Origin of the sequence: Endozoicomonas sp. GU-1, assembly GCF_027366395.1 — a bacterium.
In the GTDB taxonomy this organism is placed as follows: domain Bacteria; phylum Pseudomonadota; class Gammaproteobacteria; order Pseudomonadales; family Endozoicomonadaceae; genus Endozoicomonas.
The window spans coordinates 2,358,010-2,380,688 of the sequence record NZ_CP114771.1 but is presented as its reverse complement, the minus strand read 5'-3'; the positions used below and the strand labels follow the sequence as shown (position 1 = coordinate 2,380,688).

Sequence of the window (22,679 nt, the reverse complement as noted above, 5' to 3'; positions counted from 1 at the left end):
GGAGGTGCGGCTGAGCCCGATTGACGTTAACTGGGCTCCCGGCGCTCCGGTGAAGGTTGCCATACCACTGAAAAAACCGCTGAAAGCATTGAGGGTTCCCAGGGATGCGGTGGTCATGGACGGTGATGGGCATAAGGTTGTTAAGGTCATCCGGGAAAGCGAGGTTTATCAAGCGCAGCCTGTGGCTATTGAAGTGCTGTCTGGCAGTGAGCTGTATGTAAAGATACGTGGGGATGTGTATCCCGGTGATCGGGTGGTCGTACGAGGTGCCGTTGGTTTAAAGGCTGATGATGTGGTGACGCTGGTTGATGGCGAGTTAAAGAACGCTGGATGATTTCAGGATTTCTACCGTGCAGTGGACTGCTCCACAATTATGGCAGATCACTTTATTATGGGGCGGATTGCGGGAATTACTGAGTGATACTTTCGTCCTCTGGGCTTTACAAGCTCTATGGGGATGGGTAATATCGTCGCCTCTCTGGTTCGCAGTCAGTTGTGAACAAGGAGTTTTTATTCTGTCTATCAGCCTGTGGCTGGTGCAGACATGGGTCGTTAGCTCAGTCGGTAGAGCAGTTGGCTTTTAACCAATTGGTCGTAGGTTCGAATCCTACACGACCCACCATTTTCCAGTTTTTATAGCCGTTGGTGAACTTTTTGCCAGCGGCTTTTTTGTTAGTGAAGTTTAAGCTGTGGTCGGGTTGTCCTGCTGATCAGGTCCTTCAGAATCAATGTTCCGGTTCTCAGCTTGCCAAAGAGTGTCATCTGGTGCATTCGGTACAGGCTGATGTAAAACCATTTGGCCAGTGTTCCCTCAATCATCATATCGCCAGTAATGGCACCCATCAGATTGCCCACGGCACTGAAACGGCTCAGGGAGATCAGGGAGCCGTAATCCTGGTAATTGAATTCCAGCGCTGTGGAACCATTGACTTGGGCTATCAGGCTTTTGGCTAGCAGGGATGCCTGTTGATGGGCCGCTTGAGCACGGGGAGGAATGGTAATATGTTCATTTTTACTATCGGCCAGGGTGCAGCTTGCGCAGTCGCCCATGGCGTAGATTTGATCGTCCAGCGTCGTTTGTAAGGTGGAACGAACAACCAGCTGATTGATCCGGTTGGTTTCCAAGCCGTCTATATTGGACAGAAACTCAGGTGCTTTGATCCCCGCTGCCCAGATTCTCAGGTCGGATTCAATAAACTCACCATCACGGGTGGTTACCCCGTCAGCCTTGATTTCGCTCACCATCTGCCGGGTCATCACCCGAATCCCCATTTTGCTTAACTGCTTTTGAACACTGTTGCTGATTCGAACCGGCAGTGCTGGCAGGATTCTTTCTCCGCCCTCAATGATGGTCACTTCCAGGTCTTCCGGCTTGATGGCATCCAGTCCATAGTGGGCCAGTTCAATGGCGGCAAAATGGAGTTCTGCGGCCAGCTCCACGCCAGTGGCACCGGCGCCAATAATGGCAATGCGAAGCCTGGTGCTTTCGTTATTGCTTGCCTGGGCGTGAAGATAGTGGTTAATCAGGGTGGTGTGGATTTTCTCTGCCTGTTGACGGTTATCCAGGAACAGGCAGTGATCTCTGGCACCGGGTGTATTGAAGTCGTTGGCGGTGCTGCCTACGGCAATAACCAGCTGGTCGTAGGCCAGGGTGCGGGCAGGCACCACCTCGTGACCATTGGCATCCTTAACAGGGCTGAGTCCGATGGACTTTTCAGCGCGGTTCAGGCTTGCCATCTTGCCGGGAATAAATTTGAAGTGGTTCCATTTGGCCTGTGCCAGATAGCTTAATTCATCCTCAAAGGCATTAAGGGAGCCAGCGGCCACTTCGTGCAGGAGCGGTTTCCAGAAATGGGTATTGTTGGCATCAATCAGGATGATTTCAGCGCGCTGTTTTTTGCCGAGTTCCTGCCCAGGCCGGTGGCCAGTTCAAGTCCCCCGGCTCCACCACCAACGATCACGATTCTATGGAGTTTGTTCTTCACATTGATTCCAGTTTTTTCTATTAATTATGTATGGCTGTTGTAGGGGCTGTTATTGTTTTACCGGAGAGCCGAATTTACTGTTCATGGCTATTTTTTTGCCTGCGTTCTGGTTGCAGGTCATCCTCTCAGTCAGGTAAAACCAGGTAGCCGATAATCCGGCTTAAAACACCAAGCACAACAATAACAACGGTTAGCCAGGCCATCAGGCGCAGAGGCTTGAATGGCGAGCGCTCGACTTCATTAACCCCTTCTTTTAAATACTGATCAACCCGCTGCTGGTCTTCAGGGTACAGCCGTTTGGGTTGTTGGGCGGAACTGGCAATGGGCTTTTTATCGGCAACAGGCGCTGAAGTATCTTGGCTCATGGTCATAACTCCCTTTCTTCAGCCCAAACATAGTACATTCTGAGATCGGCGGAAAGGTGATGGGATGGTTTTTGACCGATTTATCAATTTGCCCGGCGGCATCGGGTATTTTGCCTTCCGGGCAATGGCTGGTATTAATATAAGGACAGGGCACTTTCGAAATCACTTTTGGTCAGAGGCAAAGGCATGGCATTTAACAGGGAATTGTTAATACTGGCTTTCCGGCAATGGCGTTATCAGTGGCGACAGAGTTTCAGGGAGCTGAAGCGCTATGGCAGAAACCCACGGTTTGTTTTTCCATGGTTATGGTTGAAGCTCAGTTATCTGCTGGACAGTCCGTACGCGGTCAGTCGTCGTTACCAGCGCCGTATCAAGGCAGAGAACATTTATGTCTACGGTGAAACACCCTTGACCAGCCTGGAGTTAATTGCGGAAAGATCAGGCGTGAGCTCGGACGATCATGTGTTTGAGCTTGGTGCCGGGAGTGGTTTTACCAGTATCTGGTTGCAGGGGGTTAAGGGGTGTCAGGTTACCGCTATTGAGCAGATTCCACTGTTCTGCTGGCGTTTGCAGCGTACCAGTCAGCGTATGCGGTTGCATGGCATTGATGTTCGCTGTGAAGACTATCTGACGTCGCCACTGGATAGCGCATCAATTATCTACCTGTATGGCTCAAATCTTGATGATCATGTCATTACCGGGCTGGCAGAGCGCCTGTCTGAGTTGCCTGCTGGCATCAGGATTATCACCGTCAGCTATGCGCTGCAGCCATTTTTGCACCAGCAGGCGTTTAAGGTGACTGATCAGTTCACGGTGCCTTTTGAGTGGGGAGAGGCGGAGGTGTTTCTGCAGGAAAGGATGTCGGCAACTGAAGTGCTGTCGATTATGGCACCGGGGAGTCATGAGTCAGAAAGCTATTCTTGTATCGTTCCCAAGAGCGGGATGGTAGAGAATGAAGAATGATGCTTTTGTACGTGATAAGCCGTGGCTGAAAAGCGCTTTTTTAGAGCATGCGCTGGACGGAAGAAAGCCTGCGAACAATCCGTTTGCCATAACGCACAATCAGATCGGGTATCTTCCGTTCCGGAAACCGCTCAAAACTGCTGTGAATAAACGACCAAGCGGCGTTTGCCTGTTTGACGGGTACCATGGCGTGGGGATGATCACCTAACTCATTATTAAAAGCCGTCATTCGCTGATGGAACCGGTTGGCCTGTGCTTTCAGTTGCATTTGGCTGGTATTGGTGATCTCGGTATTTTGTTCTGAAACCAGCAGGTTCAGGTAGTCTCTGGTCATGTATTGCATCAATAGCGCTTGCTCCAGAAAGCGCAGATTGGCCTTGTCTCCAGCCAGGATATTGGTGACTTTTTGCCTCAGCAGCAACAGCTGGCGATCCATTTTGGCCAGTACCCGCAGTAATGAGGTTCCAGAGGGGGGGGGCAGAACTGGCTGGAATGGTGCTCAGCCAGGTAATGTGTTTGTTGACCACCGGCCAAAGGGATACGACGGTGACCAGCAGTTTATTGGCTTCAGGATCATCAAGGCTTTCTGGCAGGGTATTGATGGTGATGTTGACTGATTGCTGTGCCAGCTGCAGCGCGTTTCTGGCATCCTGATCGAGAAAATCCAGCTGCAGGCGGTGAATGCTGATCAGTATGTCGTTGAGCATTATTTGCTGCTGGATAATGGTGGCAGGAGATAGGGCAGGAGGTTCTTTTTCGCTCGCTTTTACACCGAATGCCAGCAGGATTGTGGACAAGGTGATGACCGTCGTTGCACGAAAAGTTGCACGAAAAGCTGCACGAAAAGCTGCACGAAAAAACATAGTGGCTTCCGGGTTGTTTTTCATCAGGTGTTTATCGGCAAGCGGGATGCTCGCTGTAGGAAGCAGACCTGAATACCCTCTGCGAATAAAAGCGTGTGCAGTGTGATGCAGGCACCCATCCCTGGGCGTCAGATCAATCCCTTGTGTTTATTTGTAGCAAATTTGTTCTGGTATGGATACTGCTTAATTCTGCTTCAGCTGTGCTTTCAGTTTGTCAGGAACCCCGGTGATGATCAGTTGATCGTTGGTTTCATCGTAGCGAATCTGCCCGCCCAGCAGCTCGGCATCAAAAGAGAGGCTGAGTCCCTTGCTTCGCCCGGTATAGCGTACCAGCTGGGTCAACTTGCGGCGTTCAGGGGACATGGGGGTGCTCATGTCATAATCCCGGGTGTTGACAAAGCGGGCAAAGTCATCCGGGCCAGCTTCGCTGAGGTGGCCTGTCAGCTCCTGCATTGACAGACTTTCTCCTTCATCCAGTTTGTTCTGGCAGTAATCATAAACCTGTCGTTTCACAATCGTGCGGTTTTCTTCTACCGGTTCTTCCTGGCAATAGGCCTCCACAGCCTTGAGAAGGGTGTCCGCTTCTTGCTTGCTGCTGCTGGTTTCACTGCAGCCAATCACCTCCTGGAATACGGTACTGAGACGCTTGCCCCCTTTTGGCCGAAGAAAGGAAAGATAGCGCCCCGCTTCCGGGTTTTTCTGCCAGTCGGTAATGTTGATGCGACAGGCCAGGGACATACGAGCAGTGTCCAGATAGGACGTGTCCTGAATGGTCAGCTCATCAGTAATGGTGACACTGTTCTGGCTGCTGAGCATGCAAAGCAGCAGATAACGAGTCAGGCCCTGTTGATAGTCTGCGAACATCACGTAGCCACCATTGATGGCTCCGGCCTCACTGAGGTTTTGCCCAAGGCGGGTCAGTGTTTCTGTGGTGAACTGGGTAAAACCGGCGGCCTGTTCATCGGAGCTTTGATTCATATATTGCTTCAGGCGTTCGGGAAAACTGTCCTCTGCCAGATCGGAGAACTGGCCATAACACTTGTCGGGTTTTTTATTATAGGTTTGCAGCAAGTCATCCAGTACCAGCTCCAGAGAGGGGGAGGAGACCAGGCTCTGGGAAGCTGGAGTGGGTTGTAACTGCTCTGAACCATGGGCAAGGTCCAGTTTGTGCACAATAATCTGTTTGATGGTCATGACTTGATGCTGGAAAGTCCGAATTGATAGCTCGATATGGTACAGGGATTCTGCGTGTTTTGCTCGACAGACTCCCGGCATGGCCTGAATATGGGTAATGGATTGAATTCATTATGGCAGGCGTTAAGTAGCTAACCATATGAAATCATATATTTCTGACTCCTTGTGCTGGCACTCCCGGCAACTGCTCCTGCGTTGCTCTAGCTCCTGCATCCATGCAGTCGTGCTTCGTTACAACTCCGGTCACATAGCTACGGCTATGCTCCCTCCGTTGTGCCTCGCATAGTACCAGCCCAAGTAGCCAGAAATATTCGATTCCATATGGCCAGCTACTTACTGGTGCGGGATGGAAGTAAAGAGGTTATTCAGGCTCTGTCTGACCTGTTTGTCCAGGGCATGCTGATTCGGGTTTACTTTGGCCATCAGCTGAATGCTCAGATACAGGTTCAGAAGCTCGCTGGCGATGACTTCGTGGTCAATAGTAACGCTGCTGTTTTTTTTCGGTTCTGTATATTTCTCAATAAAATCAATAAAGCCTGTCCGCAGCATCTGGATGCCTTTCTGCACCCGTTCTGATGCATCGGACGGCAGTAGATGGAGCTCATTGCTGGTGGTCACCAGGAAACAACAGTTGCGGTAGCTGGCCTCCTGACCATGACGATAACCGGAGGTAAAAAAGCGTCGGAGATCCAATAGCGTGGGGCTGTAGGCCAGGTACTTATCGATTCTTGGTTGCAGCTGCCATTCAAGGTAGTGATCAAGAGCACAGAGAAATAATTGCTCTTTATTCTGGAAATGATAATAAAGGCTACCCGGATGCATATCGGTAACCTCTTCCAGTTGCTTCAATGAGCAGGCATAAAACCCCCTGGACCAGAAAAGCTCAAGGGCATCGCTTAACACCTGTTGTCGATTGAACGAGGATGATCTTCCCATAGGCTTACTATTGATTATTGTCACCCTAAGTTAGCAGAGTTTTGACCACTGTAAACAGCCCTGTGGTGCCAGGGCATGGCTTATGCCATGATTCCGTTGAATTGCAGAAATATCCGGGACCACCATATCCACTATGGTTAAACAGGTTAAATAACAAAGGTGATACATCATGGCGCTCACACCCTCTTCTATGGTTGAACTTGGTTTTCAGGCTCCGGATTTCAGTTTGCCGGATGTTTTTTCCGGGACCGAAAAAACTGTGGCTGAGGTGGCCGGAAGTAAAGGGCTTCTGGTGATGTTTATCTGTAACCATTGTCCTTATGTTGTGCATATTGACGAGGCGCTGGTGGCATTGGGTAAAGAGTTTCATGGCACGGATCTGGGCATTGTCGCGATCAGCGCCAATGACGTGACCGATTACCCCCAGGATCGCCCAGAGTTAATGGCCCAAAAGTCCTATGGCTTTCCGTATCTTTATGATGAAACTCAACAGGTGGCTAAAGCCTATCAAGCGGAATGTACGCCAGACTTTTTTCTTTTTGATGGAGATTTGAAGTGCGTTTATCGCGGGCAGTTTGATGGCTCAAGGCCGGGGAATGGTAAACCGGTGACAGGAGATGATCTTCGCACTGCCATGACTGCTTTGCTAAAGGGCTTGCCAGTCAGTGAAGATCAAAAGCCCAGTGTCGGTTGCAACATCAAGTGGCGTAAATAGTGGGTCAACCATTTCTCTGTGGATAATTTTTCTTGAAAATCTCCTGCCCCATGGCGTTGATTTGCTGGTCAATCATCAGGCTGAATGTGTCCAGAAGCTGCTGATGTGCCTGGCTATCCCGGCTGGCCTGACGCAGCAGGGTAACCGCTGCTTCTACCGTTGATAAAGCACCTTCTCCCGGTGCTTTGCGAATGCGATAGTCGGATATGGCAAGATCGGTGAGTTCAATACTGGGGAGTTGTTGCAGTTGTGGGTTGCGGTAATAGATCTTTTTGGCCTTTCGCCAGGTTCCATCCAGGATGATCAGTGCTTCCGGCATCGCTGTTCGCAGGATATCCTGGCTGGCGTGGGCATTAGCCCCGGGAAATAGCAGATAACAGTCCTTTTCTGCCAGCGTTGTTTGGAGGTGTGTATGATCGGAAAAATCTTCCCCCACCCATACCTGGCAATTACCGATGCCCAGTTCCAGAATGCGAGCCGTATTCAATGGGTGCCTGGACTCCCGGGGATGCTGCAGAATAATTATATCCATGCAGGCGGTTTCTTCTTTCAGCGCTGAACAGTAACACTGCGTTTCCGGGCGTTGGCATCGAGGGCATAGGGGTCTGGGCATGAGTTAATGTCTGGCTTATTTTTTTGGGAGGGCTGGCAAGGACTGCGAGGTGGATAGCCAGCGAACAGTTTATACCATTCGCCCGGTGACTGTCTTTTTGGCTGGAGAATCAGGCGTTTTTCATCTGAAAAATCAGTTTTTCAGCGGTGCAGTCAAACTCAAACATGGCACGAATCACGGTCTGACCGTGTTCATCAATGGTTTCAGCAGAGATTTTGCAGTTACCGGAACCGATTTTTACTGCCTCTTCTTTCAGGGCATCAAATCGTGATTCAGCATTGACGCCAGAAAGATCGATGGTCAACACGGTATCGTCTTCTTTAATAATGGTGCCAACTTCTACGCAGTTACAGGCAAGGCTTTCAAATGGATCTTTCTCATTCATGGTAACTACCTTCACAAATATAAAGTCATCCAGACAAAAAAAGCCGGGGAAGTCCCCAGCTTTTTTATTGTTGAACCCGGATCATAGCGTTGAATAAAGATTCACACCAGCAGATTCATGACAAACATGGCCATCAGGGAGTTCAGGATACAGATGCCAAACAGGATAGGGTAACGGCGACCCTCCGTCCCGATAACACCAAGAATACGGCCAGCGTATTGAATGGTGGAACCCATCAGGTAGATAGCAGGTGCCAGAATGGCAATGTCGCGGGCGTGCAGAGCGCCTTCATTCAACAGGCCAACGGCAACACCAACGGCACCACCCATGGACATAACCGCTGCCATCAGTACGGCAGCCCCTTCACCGGGTACTCCAAACAGCGCCATGATCGGGCCAAACACGGTGGCCAGAACATTCAGAAAACCGGTCAGAGACAGAATCTTGATGATCACGAAGGCCATCATGATATTTGGGATAATGCTCCCGATACCAATGCCCCAACCCTTACGGGCGCCTTCAACAAAGACGTCAGTGATCATCTTTTTACTTTCAGGTGCAGCACTCATGATCAGTTAGCCTCCGCAGTGATGGCTTTTTCGCCGGATTTCTTGTCAATGGCCTTGAGGTAGAAACGCATAATGTTGGCACCGACGATTTTAAAGATAAACATCACCGCCAGGGCCAGACCAATAGAACCGGGAACGGCAGCGCCCGTGGTGTCAGACAGGGTGAACAGTATCGCACCGGAACCGAAGAAGTTGACAATCAGTGCACCTCCGGAGAACTGGAATGCGGTAAAGACATCTTTTTCTGTGTCAGTCAGTTCGCCTTCATCCGCCAGGGATTTGGTCAGGCCCGCACCCACGTCGGTGGACTGCAGACTGCCGATAATGGCCAGACCCGTTGAACCGGGAATGCCCATCAGAGGACGAAGCAGAGGTGTCAGCATTTTACGGGCAGCTTTCAGCGCGCCATAGTGCTCAAGCACGGCAATCATACCCAGGGCGAACATGGCCGTTGGTACCAGACCCAGGGCAAACAAAAAACCATCGGCTGCACCGCTACCACCCACACCACGGAAAGCGGCCATGCCACCCGTGGCGTCTTTCATCAGCCTGCCAAAGCTGCCGTTAAGGGTGGTGAAGTCAAAGACACCGTACCACTCATTAGACTTCAGGAGTCCGGAAAAGAACACGACAGCAAATGCCAGTGTTATATAGGCTCCAATGGAGACCTTCTCCTGGTCATCAGTTTTCATTGTTTCCCCCTGGGATATTCACAAGCGTTGTAGAAATCAGAGTTAAAACTTACATTGCCTGAGAGCTTATAAGTCTGCTGTGCAAGATAGAATCAGGGTTAGACGCAGTATTTCGTACTTCGGTTTCGGTTCTTACGACACCGTATTTCCATATCAGTCGACTTGCGCTTTGCTGATAAAAACGACGGTGTTTTACTGTGTTGAACATTGGAGAAATTGAAAAGGAGCAGGGTGCTTTACTGTGAGGGTGTGGGTTTTTTTGTGAGTAGGTGATTTCCCTTTTTTCTTACGTGTATCTGGTATAGGCTGCGCTTTGTTGTACTCATTTAACAAGTAAATTGTCGTGGGTTAATACGAGTCAGGCTTACCAAGACTTACAGAGGCAAAGTGGGCCGGAATAACATCGAAAGGCAAAGAGCTATGTCAGAAAAGCCAACAGAGAACCCATCGTCGCTGCGTCAAAATGTCAATATGCTGGGTACCTTGCTGGGTGACGTCATCCGGGACCACAAGGGAGAGGACTTCTTCAATAAAATCGAGTCTATTCGTCAACTGTCCAAAGCGGCCCGCAGTGATGCCGAGAGTGATGACGGTCTGAGTGAACAGCAGGCGCTGTTAGACCTGCTGCACAGCCTGCCTGATGATGAGCTGGTACCTGTGGTAAGGTCTTTCAGCCATTTCCTGAATCTCACCAATATTGCCGAGCAGTTCCACCTGGTATCCAGGGACTGTGAAACCAGCCACTGTGTTCCTGATCACTTCAGTGAATTGCTCAAGGCGCTGAAGCAGAAAGGTCTCAGCGATCAGCAGATTGCCGAGAAAGCATCGGAGCTGGATGTTGAGGTGGTACTGACTGCACACCCGACCGAAGTAACCCGTCGTACATTAATCCAGAAATATGAGCAGATATTCCAGTGCCTGAGTGACCTGGAAAACCAGTCGCTCAGTGATAACGAACAGCAGCGCATTGAACAGCGCATTCGCCAGCTGATTACTCAGGCCTGGCATACCTATGAGTTTCGCAGTAAACGACCAACACCGGTTGACGAGGCCAAAGGTGGCTTTGCTACCATTGAGCACTCCCTGTGGCATGCGGTGCCACAGTTTGTCCGTCAGATGGATGACCGCCTGCAAGCGTTCACCGGTCACCGGTTGGCAATTGAGGCGGCACCCGTGCATTTTTCCTCCTGGATGGGGGGCGACCGGGATGGTAATCCGTTTGTCACATCTGAAGTGACCCGTGAAGTATTGCTGCTCAGTCGCTGGATGGCGGCAGACCTGTTTTTAAGGGATCTGAAACCATTGATCAGTGAGCTTTCCATGAACGATTGCAGTGATGAACTGCGGGCGCTTGTGGGGGACTCCCGGGAACCTTACTGGTCTGTGTTAAAAGAGTTGCGGGAAAAACTGAGACATACCCGTCAGTGGTGTGAGCGAGGTCTGGCCAGACCCGGGGATGCACCGGTAACACCGACGGCGGGTGTCATGCTTGATAATGAAGATCTGATCAAGCCATTAAGATTGTGTTACGACTCTCTCCATGCTTGTGGCCTGGGGGTTATTGCCGATGGTCCTCTGCTGGACACTCTGAGAAGGGCATACTGCTTTGGTCTGACGCTGATTAAACTGGATATTCGTCAGGAGTCTGGCCGTCATACCCAGGTGCTTAGCGAGCTGACCAAGGCCCTGGGTCTGGGGGATTATGAGCACTGGGAAGAACTGGAAAGGCAGAGCTTCCTGCTGAAAGAGCTGCAAAACCCAAGACCTCTCTTGCCGAATACCAAAGGGCCACTGAAGTGGTCGCCATCACCGGACGTGCAGGAGGTTTTAAACACCTGCCGTGTCATAGCTGCCGAGGGCTCCAGGGCACTGAACTGCTATGTGATTTCCATGGCTAAACAGCCATCGGATGTACTGGCGGTGGCTTTGCTGCTGAAAGAGTGTGGTGTGGATTTCGACATGCCCATCGCACCACTGTTTGAAACACTGGACGACCTTGACAACGCGGCGGAGTGTATTCGTCACCTGTTGTCATTACCCTGGTATCGCGGTTATTGCCACGGTGGCCAGATGGTGATGATTGGTTATTCTGATTCTGCCAAGGATGCGGGCTGGATGGCGGCTGGCTGGGCTCAGTACCGCGCCATGGAAGAGGTGACGGCGGTATGCGCTGAGGCCGATGTCCGGTTGACCTTGTTCCATGGCCGTGGTGGTACCATTGGCCGTGGTGGTGGCCCGGCCCATGCGGCGATTCTTTCCCAGCCTCCGGGGTCGGTCAATAACCGCCTGCGGGTGACTGAGCAGGGGGAAATGATCCGCTTTAAGTTTGGCTTCCCACAAGTAGCCGTCCAGAGTCTGATGCTCTATGCCAGCGCCACACTGGAAGCAACCCTGTTGCCGCCGCCAGTGCCAAAGCAGGAGTGGCGTGAGGTAATGGATCAGTTGTCAGCGGATTCCGTGAAGGTGTACCGGGGCATTGTTCGTGAAGAGCCTGACTTCGTACCTTACTTCCGGGCGGTAACGCCGGAAATGGAGCTGGGTAAATTGCCGCTTGGCTCCCGTCCCGCCAAGAGGAAACCCAACGGTGGCGTGGAAAGTCTGCGGGCTATTCCCTGGATTTTTGCCTGGACACAGATTCGCCTGATGCTGCCAACCTGGCTGGGCTGTGGCGAAGCGCTGGAGAATGCGGTCAACAATGGCAACCGGGATGTGTTGGAAGCAATGATGACCGACTGGCCGTTCTTTAAGGCACGTCTGGAAATGCTGGAGATGGTCTTCACCAAGACCGATGCCCAGCTGGCCCGGTATTATGAAGATCAGCTGGTGCCCGATCATCTGCGCTACCTGGGTGAAAAACTCAGACGCATGCTGTCGTCTGCCATTGAAGTGCTGCTGGATCTTAAAGAGGGAGATGAGCTGATGTCATCACACCCGCAGAACAAAGAAGCCATTGGTCTGCGTAACCCTTACACGGATCCTCTGAACTTCCTTCAGGCGGAGTTGCTGCAGCGGGTTCGCTCCCATGAAAAGATGGCGGGAGAAGATGCGGAAGTGGGTGAGGAGCTGGAACAGGCATTGATGATCACCATTGCCGGTATTGCGGCAGGTATGCGGAATACTGGCTAGTACAAAAGCACAAGCGGCCTGTCTTTTTCGGGCAGCGGGTGGCGGGAAGCGGGCAGCGCTTACTGAGTCTCGAAGTTATTTCAGGAATGTTCCTTAACGGTAGCAGGCGTCATGGTTAACTCACCGTGCCGCCTCTTTTTGTTGCCGCTGGTCGTTTGGCTTCATCCGATAGACGAACCTTCCGTCATATTCATCAGAGACCACCGCTAGCCCTCGTTCATTCAGTATTTGGGCACCGGCGCAGTCCGGCTGTTGGAATATTTTTTCAAGCTCAGACTGCGGCGGCGTACCAATGGCGGGCAGGATACCCTTCTGCTGCAACCGCTCAATCTCTGACTGCATACCGTGGCGGGTGGCAGGCGATAGCAAGGACATTGTGTGGTTCAATTCATCCGCTGCCACGATAATTTTTTCTGTCAGGGTCATGTTTTCAGGTAATTCAATCTGTCTTAGTTCCTGCTCACTGTGCAGCTTTCGGTAGGCACCGGCTGAGCCGGTTTTCGGGTCCCAGCAATCGGGGAGGGGCAGGTGGTCCGAGCGTTTGGGGTGATCGGTCAGGCAGGGTTTGATGCCCGCTTTCGCTGCCATCACCAGCCGGACCAGATCATCCAGGCTGTCGCGCATGCACTGCTGAGGATCAGATGCCTGTTCAATCATCAATCGCCGTTTGGTGTTATCCACCGGCAACCGGTATTTCGTGGTGAACGGGTTGGCGTTTTTGTGGTGCCAGCCCCCGGTAATGCAGGCCAGATGCCTGAAGCTCACCAGTGCTGCCCGGATCAGCCGGGTAAACTCTGGTTTATTGACCACGCGCAGTAGCTCAATGGCTTCCGGGTTAAAGTAGCGGTTCTCTCCGGGCTCTGCAGAACCCGGCGTCAGTCGGATCGCGGGAAAATCCTCCCGGCAGGGGATGACCCGGACGATATCGACGATATCACCAAAGCGCAGCACCTGACGAAGCAGTAATTCGTCTGCGGAGCATTGCTGGTCACTGGTGAAAGGAGCCCTGACCGGCTGCATCTTATTGCTGTTTTTATTTTTCAGGGCACTGGATACTAACCTGATCAGTTCATCCGGGTAGTGATGCAAACTCTGCATATCACGCTGGAACAGTTCAGCGGCACGACGCTCTTCCACATCTTTATGCTCATCTTCAGCAACTGCGTCGTGGTATAGCTCGGCAATGGGCAGTAATTCCTGCAGCAGGGGCTGGTTTTTCAGCAGTTCCTTAAATGGTGCATGAATGTCAGGCAATACCTCCACAAGAAACTCGGTCGCCAACTGGGTTCGCAGGGCGTGATCCAGGCCGTGAACTTTGCGGGAACCGGGTTTGCCCCCTTCCAGTATGATTTTTGCTACGGTGGGATGGAGATTCTGGTAGTAATGCCAACCCGCTACCCGGGTGATGGCAGGATAGTGGTCAATACGGTCAAGCTCACTTTGCACAAAGTTCGGTGGGGCGGTCAGAAATTTGTTGAGCCATTCGCTCTGGCCGGTTTTCTTATCAGGCAACCGGATAACGCAGAAATTATTTACCTTGGGTTCTTGGTGAAAAATCTTTAAGCAGCTGAATAATATATTATCTGACTTCGGGATAGTGGTCATGTAGCGAAAATGCTCGATTAACTGCTCATCATTAAACCGCTGCGGCGATAAGCCATTTTGCAGGTAATCCAGCAATTTTTGCCCATCAGCATTTTTATTCAGATAAAAGTGTTGGTATATTTTTTTGCCGATCAGTTTCCGGCACAGATTTTCAACCCAGTCGGCTCCGGTGGATACCGATTGACGGGCCAAAACTTTTTTCAGATTGTCTATAAACGTAGCCAGAGTATTCGGGATTCCCTCAGGGGGTGCCATGTTCCCCGGCTGAATCTCTGTGATGAAGCCATTCGTATAAACCATCTTGTTGCAGCTAATCTGCCAAAGAATCTCGTGGCGGATAATCCTGAATTCATCAAGGGTCAACAAATTCTCCAGACAGAAATACCTGGCTGCCAGTAACAGCCACAGGCTATCGGCTACGTCAACATTGCGCTTTTGAAAGTCAATCCTGGTCCCATGGGCAATCAGAAGACAGACGACTAATGGGTTGTGCGTAGAGTAATAATCACAATGACCTTGCAACAATATTGGGACAAATAACCTGTTAATCAGTGCCTTCCTGCAAATCTGCGCTTGCTTGCCAAGCGTCAGTTTTGTCTCCTGCCAACGATCCCTGTATAAATCCCTATCCAGGAAAATGCAGTTTCCCTGACTTTTGAAGTCTCTTAAATCACTTGCAGGAAAAAGGGACGTATTAATTAATCTTTCCAATACCTGCACAGGTAGATTGATATTAAGCAACCGGGCATTTTCTATCGCTTCCAGTAATTCGGGTAAGCTACTTAATATGTCCTCGGTAGATAGTACTTTTATCAGGTTCGGATTTTTTTCTGCCTCTGCCAGGGGTTTGATACTTTCCGGAATATTGATCAGCAGCTGCAAAAAACGATCAACACCGCACTGCACCAGTACGTTAAACAGCGTGATAGCCTGGCCCATGGTTTGAGCATATTTCGAGAATGTTCTGGCGTTTGTCGAAATCGCCTCTATTTCATGGCGCTGCAGTTTTACCGGTGGGAATAGCACACCCCCGCTCGCTATCGTATACCGACAGCCGTAAAGGTTGGCGAAATTCCCCAGCGGCACTGGCGTCATCGCCCAGTTCCAGCCGTAAAATGTTTTGCATCATATCTGCGACCCGGTCAAACGTAGCTTCCCGGTTAAAGTCGAGAAGATATCCGCAGTGCATCAGACCCAAATTAATGCGGCAAATAATTTCCGGGTAGGTTTTTTCGATGTTTTGCCTGCTGGATAACTGATGCAGCAGGTAACCTGTGCTGTCAATACGCCCGGAGGTTATGGTTTCAGGGAAGATGGTTTTGCTCTGCCAATATTTTTCTTCCATCTTGATGTTCAGCGTTACGTAATCCGTGATTTTTTTTATCGGTTTGGAATGTGTTTTGTCCGGCTGAAAATCTCCTTGGGCATCGGTAAAGGCATCATGTTTATAGGCCCATGCCAGCTCAACCTCATTCCTCTCTATTATTGGTCCCAACATGGTCACTACCCATGATTTCCCACTGAATACCTGCTCTTCACCATGTTCAGTTAAGGGGTTGTTGCATTGGGGACTTAACCGGGTAACCGGCTTTGTTTCCCAGCCGAGCCATTTGCCCTTGCGTGCATCAACAGCCCGAACCATTAATCTGCCATCCTTGAATAAGCTGACAATATCATCTGCCCGGCGAGAACCGGGCGCAGGAGTCTGATCAATTGAAGATAGAGTCATAAGGTGATTATTAATTTATGTTTATTGACTATTGTTGGATTGAATAACTATCAAATAGTTCCTCTATTCCTTTTTCAGCCTGTCCCATCGGTACATTTGGCGAAGTGTGCTTCCTGAACCTGGTCCGGAGCTGTTATGTCGCAATTTAATATCCTTAATCTACCCAAACCTTTTTACCTGATCTTTTTTATCAAGTTATGGGGGCGCTTTGGTTACGGCCTTCAGGCTCTGTTATTACTGTACCAGGTGCGTCAGCTGGGAATGGAGGATGACCACGCATTTATTACCTTTGGTGCTTTCAGTGCCTGTGGTGAAAATGAGCTAATCTGTGAGGGTCGGTATTTATTGTGAGGTGAGTGCTTATGCCGTTTGTCTCTGTGAAAACGGTCAAGGGGCTGTTTAATGAAATCCAGAAGCAGGAAGTGATGGATGGAATCTCTAAGCTGCTGGTGGAGGTTGCAGCAGGTGGTGAAGATCGTTTTCAGCAGGCGGTCTGGGTGGTCATTGAAGAGGAGGAGCCCGGAAACTGGAGTCTTGGGGGTAATAGCCCGGAGCTGGAGGCATCAAGACAAAAGCGGGGAACCGGCAAGCCCTGACGCCAGAAACGATAATTTCATAAGGTTGGTTACTTATTGGTTCCCTTGGTAATTACCCTGCTATAAGATGCGAAAAATAAAAGACAATAAGCATGTGATGGAGTGATTGTGCCGGAAGTCGTGATCAGTGGTACCGGGTTATATACCCCACCGGGGGCCATCAGTAATGATGAGCTGGTCAATGCATTCAATGCCTGGGTCGACCAGCAGAATGAAAACAACAAAGAGGCCATAGCCGCCGGTGAATTGGAACCGCTGGCCCGAAGCAGTAGTGAGTTTATTGAAAAAGCCTCCGGAATTGTTAGCCGCTACGTGGTTAACCGGGAAGGCGTTCTTGATCCGCAGAGAATGGTTCCACGAATTCCCGAGCGTGGCAATGAGGACATCTCTGTCCAGTGCGAAATGGCACTCCATGCTGCCAGAGGGGCGCTTGCCCAGGCCCGGGTAGAGCCATCCGGCGTGGATATGATTATTGTCGCCTGTTCCAATATGCAGCGCCCTTACCCGGCCATTGCCGTTGAGATCCAGCAGTTTCTCGGTGGCGGTGGTTATGGTTATGACATGAATGTCGCCTGTTCTTCGGCTACCTTTGGTATCCAGGCTGGCGTCGACGCTATTCGCAGCGGGTCGGCAAAACGGGTATTGATGGTGAACCCGGAAATTTGTTCAGGTCATCTGAACTTCCGTGACCGGGACAGTCACTTTATTTTTGGTGATGCCTGTACTGCCGTATTGCTGGAGAGTGAAGACATTGCCAGGCGGAAAGATGGCTACCGGGTACTCGGTTGTCACCTGTGGACTCAGTTCTCCAATAATATCCGTAACAACTTTGGCTTTCTGAATCGTGCGGATGAAACCGGTGTCGGCAAGCCCGACAAACTGTTTGTCCAGAATGGCCGGAAAGTCTTTAAAGAAGTTTGCCCCCAGGTGGTGAAGCATATTTCTGACCACCTTGAGTCTCTTGCACTGACCCCCGGTGATTTGAGCCGTTTATGGCTGCATCAGGCAAACTTGAATATGAACCAACTGGTGGTGCGCAAGCTGCTGGGCCGTGAGCCGAAGCCCCGGGAAGCGCCGGTGATTCTTAATGAGTACGCTAATACCAGTTCAGCCGGTTCGATCATTGCCTTTCATAAACACTCGCTGGATCTGACATCGGGGGATAAAGGTGTTATTTGCTCTTTCGGGGCAGGCTACTCCATTGGTAGTGTGGTGGTTGAAAAGCAGTAATTTTCATATTGAAACCATGTACCAGACTCCGGTGATAAGTCCAAACTTGTCACCGGGCTTCCGGCTGTATATGCTTGTCCGCTTTTTATTGAATACGTCAATAAATTTGTCACATTCCAAGCCAGACGATGTCTCTATAATACGATCTCTTGCCGCAGAGAACGGATGGCTGGCAACAGGAGCTTTTCATGCGCGTTATTCTGCTGGGTGCACCGGGCGCCGGTAAAGGGACTCAGGCTCAATTTATCATGGAAGAGTATGGTATTCCCCAGATCTCTACCGGGGATATGCTGCGGGCTGCGATCAAAAACGGTACTGAATTGGGCAACAGGGTCAAGGCCGTCATGGATTCCGGGGCGCTGGTTTCTGACGACATCATCATTGCCCTGGTCAAAGAGCGTATTGCTGAGAGTGATTGCGCCAACGGTTTCCTGTTTGATGGCTTCCCGCGGACCATTCCCCAGGCAGAAGCCCTGCGTGATGCCGGTGTTGCCATTGACCACGTTGTGGAAATCGCGGTTGATGATGAAGAAATCGTCAAGCGCATGAGTGGCCGTCGCGTGCACCCGGAAAGTGGCCGTACTTACCATGTAGTCTTTAATCCCCCCAGAGAAGAGGGTAAGGATGATGTGACCGGTGAAGCCTTGGTGCAGCGCGCAGACGACGAAGAAGAGACGGTTCGCAAGCGTCTGGGGGTCTACCATGATCAGACCGCGCCATTGGTTGAGTTCTATCAGCAAGTGGGTGGCGATACCCGTTACAGCCGCATTGAAGGTGTCGGCTCTGTTGATGAAATCAAACAGCAGGTGCTGGACGCGCTGAAGCCTGTTCTCGCCTGAGTGAGATAGTTGCCTGATGTTGTTACGCGGGCAATGACTGTTGATCAAAACAAAAGTCGGGGGTGTGAGAAAGCGCCACCGGCTTTTTTGTAATGGCTGAAAATACGGTTGTAATGAACTGCCGGTCTTATCAAAATAGCCCCCTGGCCATGTTGCTGACGCTCACCAAAACAGTAAAGACTCCCCATGAAACTGCTTGCTCTTGATACCGCAACGGAAGCCTGTTCTGTTGCCCTTAACCTTGATGGCGAAGTGATTGAACGCTTTGAGCTGACTCCCCGCCGACACAGCCGTGATTTGCTGCCAATGGTTGAAGACGTTCTGGCTCAGGCCGGCTTAAGCCTTAAGCAGCTGGATGCCCTGGCCTTTGGCCGGGGGCCAGGGGCATTTACCGGCCTCAGGGTGGCAACCGCCATGGTTCAGGGGTTGGCGTTTGCGGTTGATCTGCCGGTGGTTCCGGTTTCGACGCTGGCGGCTCTGGCTCAGCAGGGGCTCAGGGAGCACAAGGCAACAAAAGTGTTGAGTGCCATTGATGCCAGAATGGATGAGGTCTACTGGGGGGCGTTTTCCGAGTCGGATGGCTTAATGGTACCGGTTGCTGCGGAAATAGTGACCCTGCCAGAAAATGTTGTAGTACCGGTTATGGATGGGTACTGGTTCGGGATGGGCACTGGCTGGGCATTCAGGCATCGATTGTCGGCCACCGTGGTTGATTGTCAGATTGAAGCCTGGCCCAGGGCCCATGATATAGCCTTGCTGGCTGCTGCCGACTTTAAACGGGGTAAAGGGCTGCCTGCAGAGCAGGCCATGCCGGTTTATCTTCGGGATAAGGTAGCTCTGAAAAAATCAGAACGTTAAGACAAGGACGGACCGTTATGGACACTCTACAGACCATTATCCTGGCGCTGATCCAGGGCATTACCGAATTTCTTCCTATCTCCAGCTCGGGCCACCTGATTTTGCCCGCCCAGCTGCTTGGCTGGACAGACCAGGGGCTGGCATTTGATGTCGCTGTGCACATTGGTACGCTGGCTGCCGTCATTGCCTATTTCTGGAAAGACCTCTTTGCCATTGCCCGTGACTGGCTGGGTTCTCTGGTGGGGAAGGGCGCTACCGTTAACAGCCGTCTTGGCTGGTATCTGATTTTTGCCACATTACCCGCCGTGGTATTTGGTCTGGCCCTGAAAAAAATGGGTCTGGATGAGGCGATGCGGACCGTTGCGGTTATTGCCGGTACCACCCTGATTTTTGGTGCCCTGCTGGGCTGGGCAGATCTGCAAGGCAAACGTATTCAACCCCTGGAACAGATGTCTTTCAGACAGGCGATGCTGATTGGCCTTGCCCAGGCACTGGCGCTGATCCCGGGCACATCCCGTTCTGGTATTACCATGACGACCGCGTTAATGATGGGCTTTACCCGTGATGCGGCTGCCCGGTTCTCGTTCCTGCTGTCAATTCCCGTGATTCTGGGGGCGGGTAGCCTGTTGATGCTGGATCTGGCAGAAAGCACGGTGCCGGTGGACTGGCAGACACTGTCCCTTGGAACCCTGGTGTCGGCTGTCAGTGCCTGGCTCTGTGTGCATTTCTTCCTGGCATTTATCAACCGTATCGGGCTTATGCCATTTGTCATCTATCGGATGGTTCTGGGTGTGGTGCTGCTTGGGTTTGTATTCTTCTAGAAGGGAATAATGATCGGCTGAGAATCAGCCGATCATTTAACTGCCGGTTTCAGACACCTTTGATTCTATCGTAAGTCTTGTAGAGAATCGCTTCTTCCTTGGTGATTCGCTTGCTCAATGCCTTGATGATGTTGTTGCAGTCCTGTTGAAAGTTTTCGTTGGTATTATCACCATTTTCATACAGGGCGAAAAAAACCATCACGTCGGCAGAAATCTTATCCATATCCAGCGCATAGTCAGTCAGGGTAGACTTCAGGCTGTCATCGCTCTGAGCGGCTTCCCGCAATACCGGATACAGGTACTTATCCTCTTTGTTTAAGTGGGCCAGCAGCATTTTTTTTGCGGAAAGTATCAAATTTCGACCTTGCTGGTTGTCAACACCCACTTCACGTGCCTGTAAAAGCAGGTCACTGATTTGCACGTGTTCACTTTTGAATTCCCGGATTAACTGAGACATTTGTGTTCATTCCCTGAACATAACGGTTTCTAATATTTTAGGACGCTATTACTACATTCGTCTCAAACCGTTAATTATTAACCGTTTTGAGTGGCTGGCTCACCTTCAGGCTCTGCTTCGACCGCTATTGCCCGGGCAGCCCCCCTGGCCATTGATAAACAAAGGCATTGTTTATTTTTTGTCTTTTCGGGCAGTTTTTACCCTGCAAAATCCCCCTTTGTGTCAAAAATCCTCTGCTATTCTTGTTTGGTGTGAAAAATCATTGGGGCTCAAATGAGTACGATCTTTTTAGAAATTACCACCTTCATTTGGGAATATTTACTGATCTATCTGCTGCTGAGTGCTGGTGTTTACTTCACTGTCAGAAGCCGCTTTGTCCAGTTTCGTTATTTTTTTCACGCATGGAAGCTGATGCTGGGGTCTCGAAAGACATCGGCTAATGAAATATCTTCTTTTCAGGCCCTTTGTACCAGCCTGGCTGCACACGTAGGTACTGGTAACCTGGCCGGGGTTGCCATAGCTATCTTTATCGGTGGCCCCGGTGCGGTGTTCTGGATGTGGATCGTTGCCCTGCTGGGGATGGCCTCCAGTTTTGTAGAGAACACGCTGGCGCAGCTCTATAAAACCAACAATAAAGATGGAACCTTTCGTGGTGGCCCTGCTTACTATATAGAGAAGGCACTTGGCCTGCGCTGGCTGGGTATTCTGTTTTCAGTTCTATTGCTAACGACCTTCGGGTTTGTCTTCAATGCGGTCCATGCTAACTCGGTATCCCAGGCGGTTTCCGGTCATATGGCGATCAGTCCGGTATTGGTCGGCCTGGTGATTGCCGGCGTGACCGCTGTGATTATTTTCAGAGGGATCCACTCGATTGTTCATTTTGCAGAGTTAGTGGTTCCGGTAATGGCCTTGGCCTATCTGCTGATTGCTTTTGGTGTTGTCGCTTTTCATTTGAAGGAAATGCCTGCCGTTATCACGTTGATTTTTGACAGTGCATTTGGTCTGCATTCAGCCACAGGTGGTGCTATTGGTTATTCCGTGGCACAGGCCATGATGCAGGGAATCAAGCGAGGCCTGTTTTCCAATGAAGCTGGTATGGGCAGTGGTCCCAATGCTGCTGCGACAGCGACACCCAAACCAAACCATCCGGCGGCTCAGGGCATTGTGTCGATGATCAGCGTGTTTGTCGATACCATTGTGATCTGTACAGCGACTGCAGCCATTGTGTTGCTGTCCGGCCAGCTGGAGTCAGGCAGTACCGTCAATGGTATCCAGCTGACTCAGGCTGCGCTCGCTGGTATTGTCGGTGGCTGGGGGCAGTGGTTTATTTCCATTGCTGTCATTTTTTTTGGTTTTACATCGGTGATTGCCAATTATTACTACGGTGAGTCAAACCTTCTGTTTATTCGAAACAGTCCCCGGTTATTGCAGGTTTATCGATCTGTTGTCGTATTTCTGGTCTTTCTTGGTTCAATCGCATCCCTCGAGATGGTATGGATGGTTGCCGACCTGGCCATGGGGCTGATGGCACTGATTAATCTTGTGATCATCCTGTTGCTCAGCGGCCCGGTTATGCAGGTATTGAGGGATTACGATTTACAGTCAGGATCTGGCCGATCCCCTGAGTTTAACCGCGGTCGTTTTCCTTTTCTGGATCGAACAATTGATAGGGATGTCTGGGTTTATAAACCTGAGTCTGAGGACTCTCTTGAACGCATTGGTAATGCCAATTTTCAGGAGACGAAGTCCTGTTAGCAAAAGTTGAAACGTTGATGTTGGTTGATCTTTATCAGGAATTGCTTATTTGAGGAATGTTGTTGACAAGGTAGTCTTTTGCATTACCTCGTGTTATCTGAAATTAAACAATGAAAGAGTATTGTCAATAGTGTCATTTAATTGATAATTGGTGTGTTCATTATTAGATTCCTGATGAAAAAGCCTGTTTTGTAGTTTGCTATTTTGAAATGGTAGGGCTTCCTGATTGTTTAAGAAATGTTTTATTTTACCGTAAGGGTATTCTAAATTTTTGTTCAGGCTTTCAATTGCATCAGTTGTTATTTGTACGTGCTGGTGAGCGTTTTATGCGTATTTCTGTGGTTTGTTATTTGGCCTGAATTGGGTATAGGATGTGTTGTTTT

Annotated in this window: 24 protein-coding genes and 1 tRNA gene; 13 read left to right on the top strand and 12 right to left on the bottom strand. The window is 50.5% G+C overall.

The window, feature by feature from the left end; all coding sequences use genetic code 11:
- The first annotated feature begins 4 nt into the window (after nucleotides 1-4).
- Together O3276_RS09720 and O3276_RS09715 are read left to right on the top strand one after the other, a co-directional pair.
- Nucleotides 5-334 carry an efflux RND transporter periplasmic adaptor subunit gene (locus O3276_RS09720; protein WP_269675454.1) on the top strand — a complete coding sequence of 110 codons (330 nt, stop codon included), beginning with the start codon at nucleotides 5-7 and terminating at the stop codon, nucleotides 332-334.
- 212 nt (nucleotides 335-546) lie between these two features.
- A tRNA-Lys gene (locus O3276_RS09715) sits at nucleotides 547-622 on the top strand.
- A 50-nt stretch (nucleotides 623-672) separates the two neighbouring features.
- Here the strand turns inward: O3276_RS09715 and O3276_RS09710 are convergent.
- Nucleotides 673-1,872: an NAD(P)/FAD-dependent oxidoreductase gene (locus tag O3276_RS09710; protein ID WP_332328252.1), complete on the bottom strand. Its 1,200-nt coding sequence runs from the start codon at nucleotides 1,870-1,872 to the stop codon at nucleotides 673-675.
- 238 nt (nucleotides 1,873-2,110) lie between these two features.
- A complete protein-coding gene (locus tag O3276_RS09705; RefSeq protein ID WP_269675453.1) occupies nucleotides 2,111-2,350 on the bottom strand; it encodes a DUF3094 family protein in 240 nt (79 codons plus the stop codon).
- A gap of 186 nt (nucleotides 2,351-2,536) precedes the next feature.
- Here O3276_RS09705 and O3276_RS09700 point away from each other — a divergent pair, with 186 nt between their 5' ends.
- The gene (locus O3276_RS09700; RefSeq protein WP_269675452.1) at nucleotides 2,537-3,313 is read left to right on the top strand and encodes an SAM-dependent methyltransferase; all 777 of its coding nucleotides are present in this window, start codon (nucleotides 2,537-2,539) and stop codon (nucleotides 3,311-3,313) included.
- Between the two features lie 40 nt (nucleotides 3,314-3,353).
- On the opposite strand, the gene O3276_RS09695 is transcribed toward O3276_RS09700, so the two are convergent.
- A complete protein-coding gene (locus tag O3276_RS09695) occupies nucleotides 3,354-3,749 on the bottom strand; it encodes a hypothetical protein (RefSeq protein WP_269675451.1) in 396 nt (131 codons plus the stop codon).
- A gap of 1 nt (nucleotide 3,750) precedes the next feature.
- On the opposite strand from O3276_RS09695, the gene O3276_RS09690 reads away from it, so the two are divergent.
- Complete coding sequence (locus O3276_RS09690; protein ID WP_269675450.1) at nucleotides 3,751-3,930, top strand: hypothetical protein; 180 nt, start codon at nucleotides 3,751-3,753, stop codon at nucleotides 3,928-3,930.
- A gap of 429 nt (nucleotides 3,931-4,359) precedes the next feature.
- Here O3276_RS09690 and O3276_RS09685 read toward each other — a convergent pair whose 3' ends face one another.
- A complete protein-coding gene (locus tag O3276_RS09685) occupies nucleotides 4,360-5,370 on the bottom strand; it encodes a nucleoid-associated protein (RefSeq protein WP_269675449.1) in 1,011 nt (336 codons plus the stop codon).
- Nucleotides 5,371-5,703: 333 nt separating this feature from the next.
- A complete protein-coding gene (locus tag O3276_RS09680; protein WP_269675448.1) occupies nucleotides 5,704-6,306 on the bottom strand; it encodes a TetR/AcrR family transcriptional regulator in 603 nt (200 codons plus the stop codon).
- A 169-nt stretch (nucleotides 6,307-6,475) separates the two neighbouring features.
- Here O3276_RS09680 and O3276_RS09675 point away from each other — a divergent pair, with 169 nt between their 5' ends.
- Nucleotides 6,476-7,021, top strand: a complete 546-nt coding sequence (locus tag O3276_RS09675; protein WP_269675447.1) for a thioredoxin family protein — start codon at nucleotides 6,476-6,478, stop codon at nucleotides 7,019-7,021.
- Nucleotides 7,022-7,025: 4 nt separating this feature from the next.
- On the opposite strand, the gene O3276_RS09670 is transcribed toward O3276_RS09675, so the two are convergent.
- From O3276_RS09670 to O3276_RS09655, 4 genes are all read right to left on the bottom strand, one after another.
- On the bottom strand, nucleotides 7,026-7,634 hold the full coding sequence (locus O3276_RS09670) for a tRNA-uridine aminocarboxypropyltransferase (protein ID WP_269675446.1): 609 nt from the start codon (nucleotides 7,632-7,634) through the stop codon (nucleotides 7,026-7,028).
- Between the two features lie 109 nt (nucleotides 7,635-7,743).
- On the bottom strand, nucleotides 7,744-8,019 hold the full coding sequence (locus tag O3276_RS09665; RefSeq protein ID WP_269675445.1) for a DUF406 family protein: 276 nt from the start codon (nucleotides 8,017-8,019) through the stop codon (nucleotides 7,744-7,746).
- 101 nt (nucleotides 8,020-8,120) lie between these two features.
- Nucleotides 8,121-8,588, bottom strand: a complete 468-nt coding sequence (locus O3276_RS09660) for a YjiG family protein (RefSeq protein WP_269675444.1) — start codon at nucleotides 8,586-8,588, stop codon at nucleotides 8,121-8,123.
- Nucleotides 8,589-8,590: 2 nt separating this feature from the next.
- On the bottom strand, nucleotides 8,591-9,280 hold the full coding sequence (locus tag O3276_RS09655; protein WP_269675443.1) for a nucleoside recognition domain-containing protein: 690 nt from the start codon (nucleotides 9,278-9,280) through the stop codon (nucleotides 8,591-8,593).
- 420 nt (nucleotides 9,281-9,700) lie between these two features.
- On the opposite strand from O3276_RS09655, the gene ppc reads away from it, so the two are divergent.
- Nucleotides 9,701-12,406, top strand: a complete 2,706-nt coding sequence (ppc, locus tag O3276_RS09650; protein ID WP_269675442.1) for a phosphoenolpyruvate carboxylase — start codon at nucleotides 9,701-9,703, stop codon at nucleotides 12,404-12,406.
- 120 nt (nucleotides 12,407-12,526) lie between these two features.
- Here ppc and O3276_RS09645 read toward each other — a convergent pair whose 3' ends face one another.
- Nucleotides 12,527-14,950 carry a hypothetical protein gene (locus tag O3276_RS09645; protein WP_269675441.1) on the bottom strand — a complete coding sequence of 808 codons (2,424 nt, stop codon included), beginning with the start codon at nucleotides 14,948-14,950 and terminating at the stop codon, nucleotides 12,527-12,529.
- A gap of 52 nt (nucleotides 14,951-15,002) precedes the next feature.
- The gene (locus tag O3276_RS09640; RefSeq protein WP_269675440.1) at nucleotides 15,003-15,740 is read right to left on the bottom strand and encodes a hypothetical protein; all 738 of its coding nucleotides are present in this window, start codon (nucleotides 15,738-15,740) and stop codon (nucleotides 15,003-15,005) included.
- A gap of 135 nt (nucleotides 15,741-15,875) precedes the next feature.
- Between O3276_RS09640 and O3276_RS09635 the strand changes: the two genes are divergently transcribed.
- The 6 genes from O3276_RS09635 (at nucleotide 15,876) to O3276_RS09610 (ending at nucleotide 20,084) form a co-directional block, all read left to right on the top strand.
- On the top strand, nucleotides 15,876-16,091 hold the full coding sequence (locus O3276_RS09635; RefSeq protein ID WP_269675439.1) for a hypothetical protein: 216 nt from the start codon (nucleotides 15,876-15,878) through the stop codon (nucleotides 16,089-16,091).
- An 11-nt stretch (nucleotides 16,092-16,102) separates the two neighbouring features.
- Nucleotides 16,103-16,336, top strand: a complete 234-nt coding sequence (locus O3276_RS09630; RefSeq protein ID WP_163373103.1) for a tautomerase family protein — start codon at nucleotides 16,103-16,105, stop codon at nucleotides 16,334-16,336.
- 108 nt (nucleotides 16,337-16,444) lie between these two features.
- The gene (locus O3276_RS09625; RefSeq protein WP_269675438.1) at nucleotides 16,445-17,566 is read left to right on the top strand and encodes a beta-ketoacyl-ACP synthase III; all 1,122 of its coding nucleotides are present in this window, start codon (nucleotides 16,445-16,447) and stop codon (nucleotides 17,564-17,566) included.
- Between the two features lie 188 nt (nucleotides 17,567-17,754).
- Nucleotides 17,755-18,405 carry an adenylate kinase gene (adk, locus tag O3276_RS09620; protein WP_269675437.1) on the top strand — a complete coding sequence of 217 codons (651 nt, stop codon included), beginning with the start codon at nucleotides 17,755-17,757 and terminating at the stop codon, nucleotides 18,403-18,405.
- A 186-nt stretch (nucleotides 18,406-18,591) separates the two neighbouring features.
- Nucleotides 18,592-19,263 carry a tRNA (adenosine(37)-N6)-threonylcarbamoyltransferase complex dimerization subunit type 1 TsaB gene (gene tsaB / locus O3276_RS09615; protein WP_269675436.1) on the top strand — a complete coding sequence of 224 codons (672 nt, stop codon included), beginning with the start codon at nucleotides 18,592-18,594 and terminating at the stop codon, nucleotides 19,261-19,263.
- 17 nt (nucleotides 19,264-19,280) lie between these two features.
- On the top strand, nucleotides 19,281-20,084 hold the full coding sequence (locus tag O3276_RS09610; RefSeq protein WP_269675435.1) for an undecaprenyl-diphosphate phosphatase: 804 nt from the start codon (nucleotides 19,281-19,283) through the stop codon (nucleotides 20,082-20,084).
- A gap of 49 nt (nucleotides 20,085-20,133) precedes the next feature.
- Here O3276_RS09610 and O3276_RS09605 read toward each other — a convergent pair whose 3' ends face one another.
- Nucleotides 20,134-20,541, bottom strand: a complete 408-nt coding sequence (locus tag O3276_RS09605; protein WP_269675434.1) for a hemerythrin domain-containing protein — start codon at nucleotides 20,539-20,541, stop codon at nucleotides 20,134-20,136.
- A gap of 273 nt (nucleotides 20,542-20,814) precedes the next feature.
- Here O3276_RS09605 and O3276_RS09600 point away from each other — a divergent pair, with 273 nt between their 5' ends.
- Complete coding sequence (locus O3276_RS09600; protein WP_269675433.1) at nucleotides 20,815-22,296, top strand: alanine/glycine:cation symporter family protein; 1,482 nt, start codon at nucleotides 20,815-20,817, stop codon at nucleotides 22,294-22,296.
- The last annotated feature ends 383 nt before the right edge of the window (nucleotides 22,297-22,679 follow it).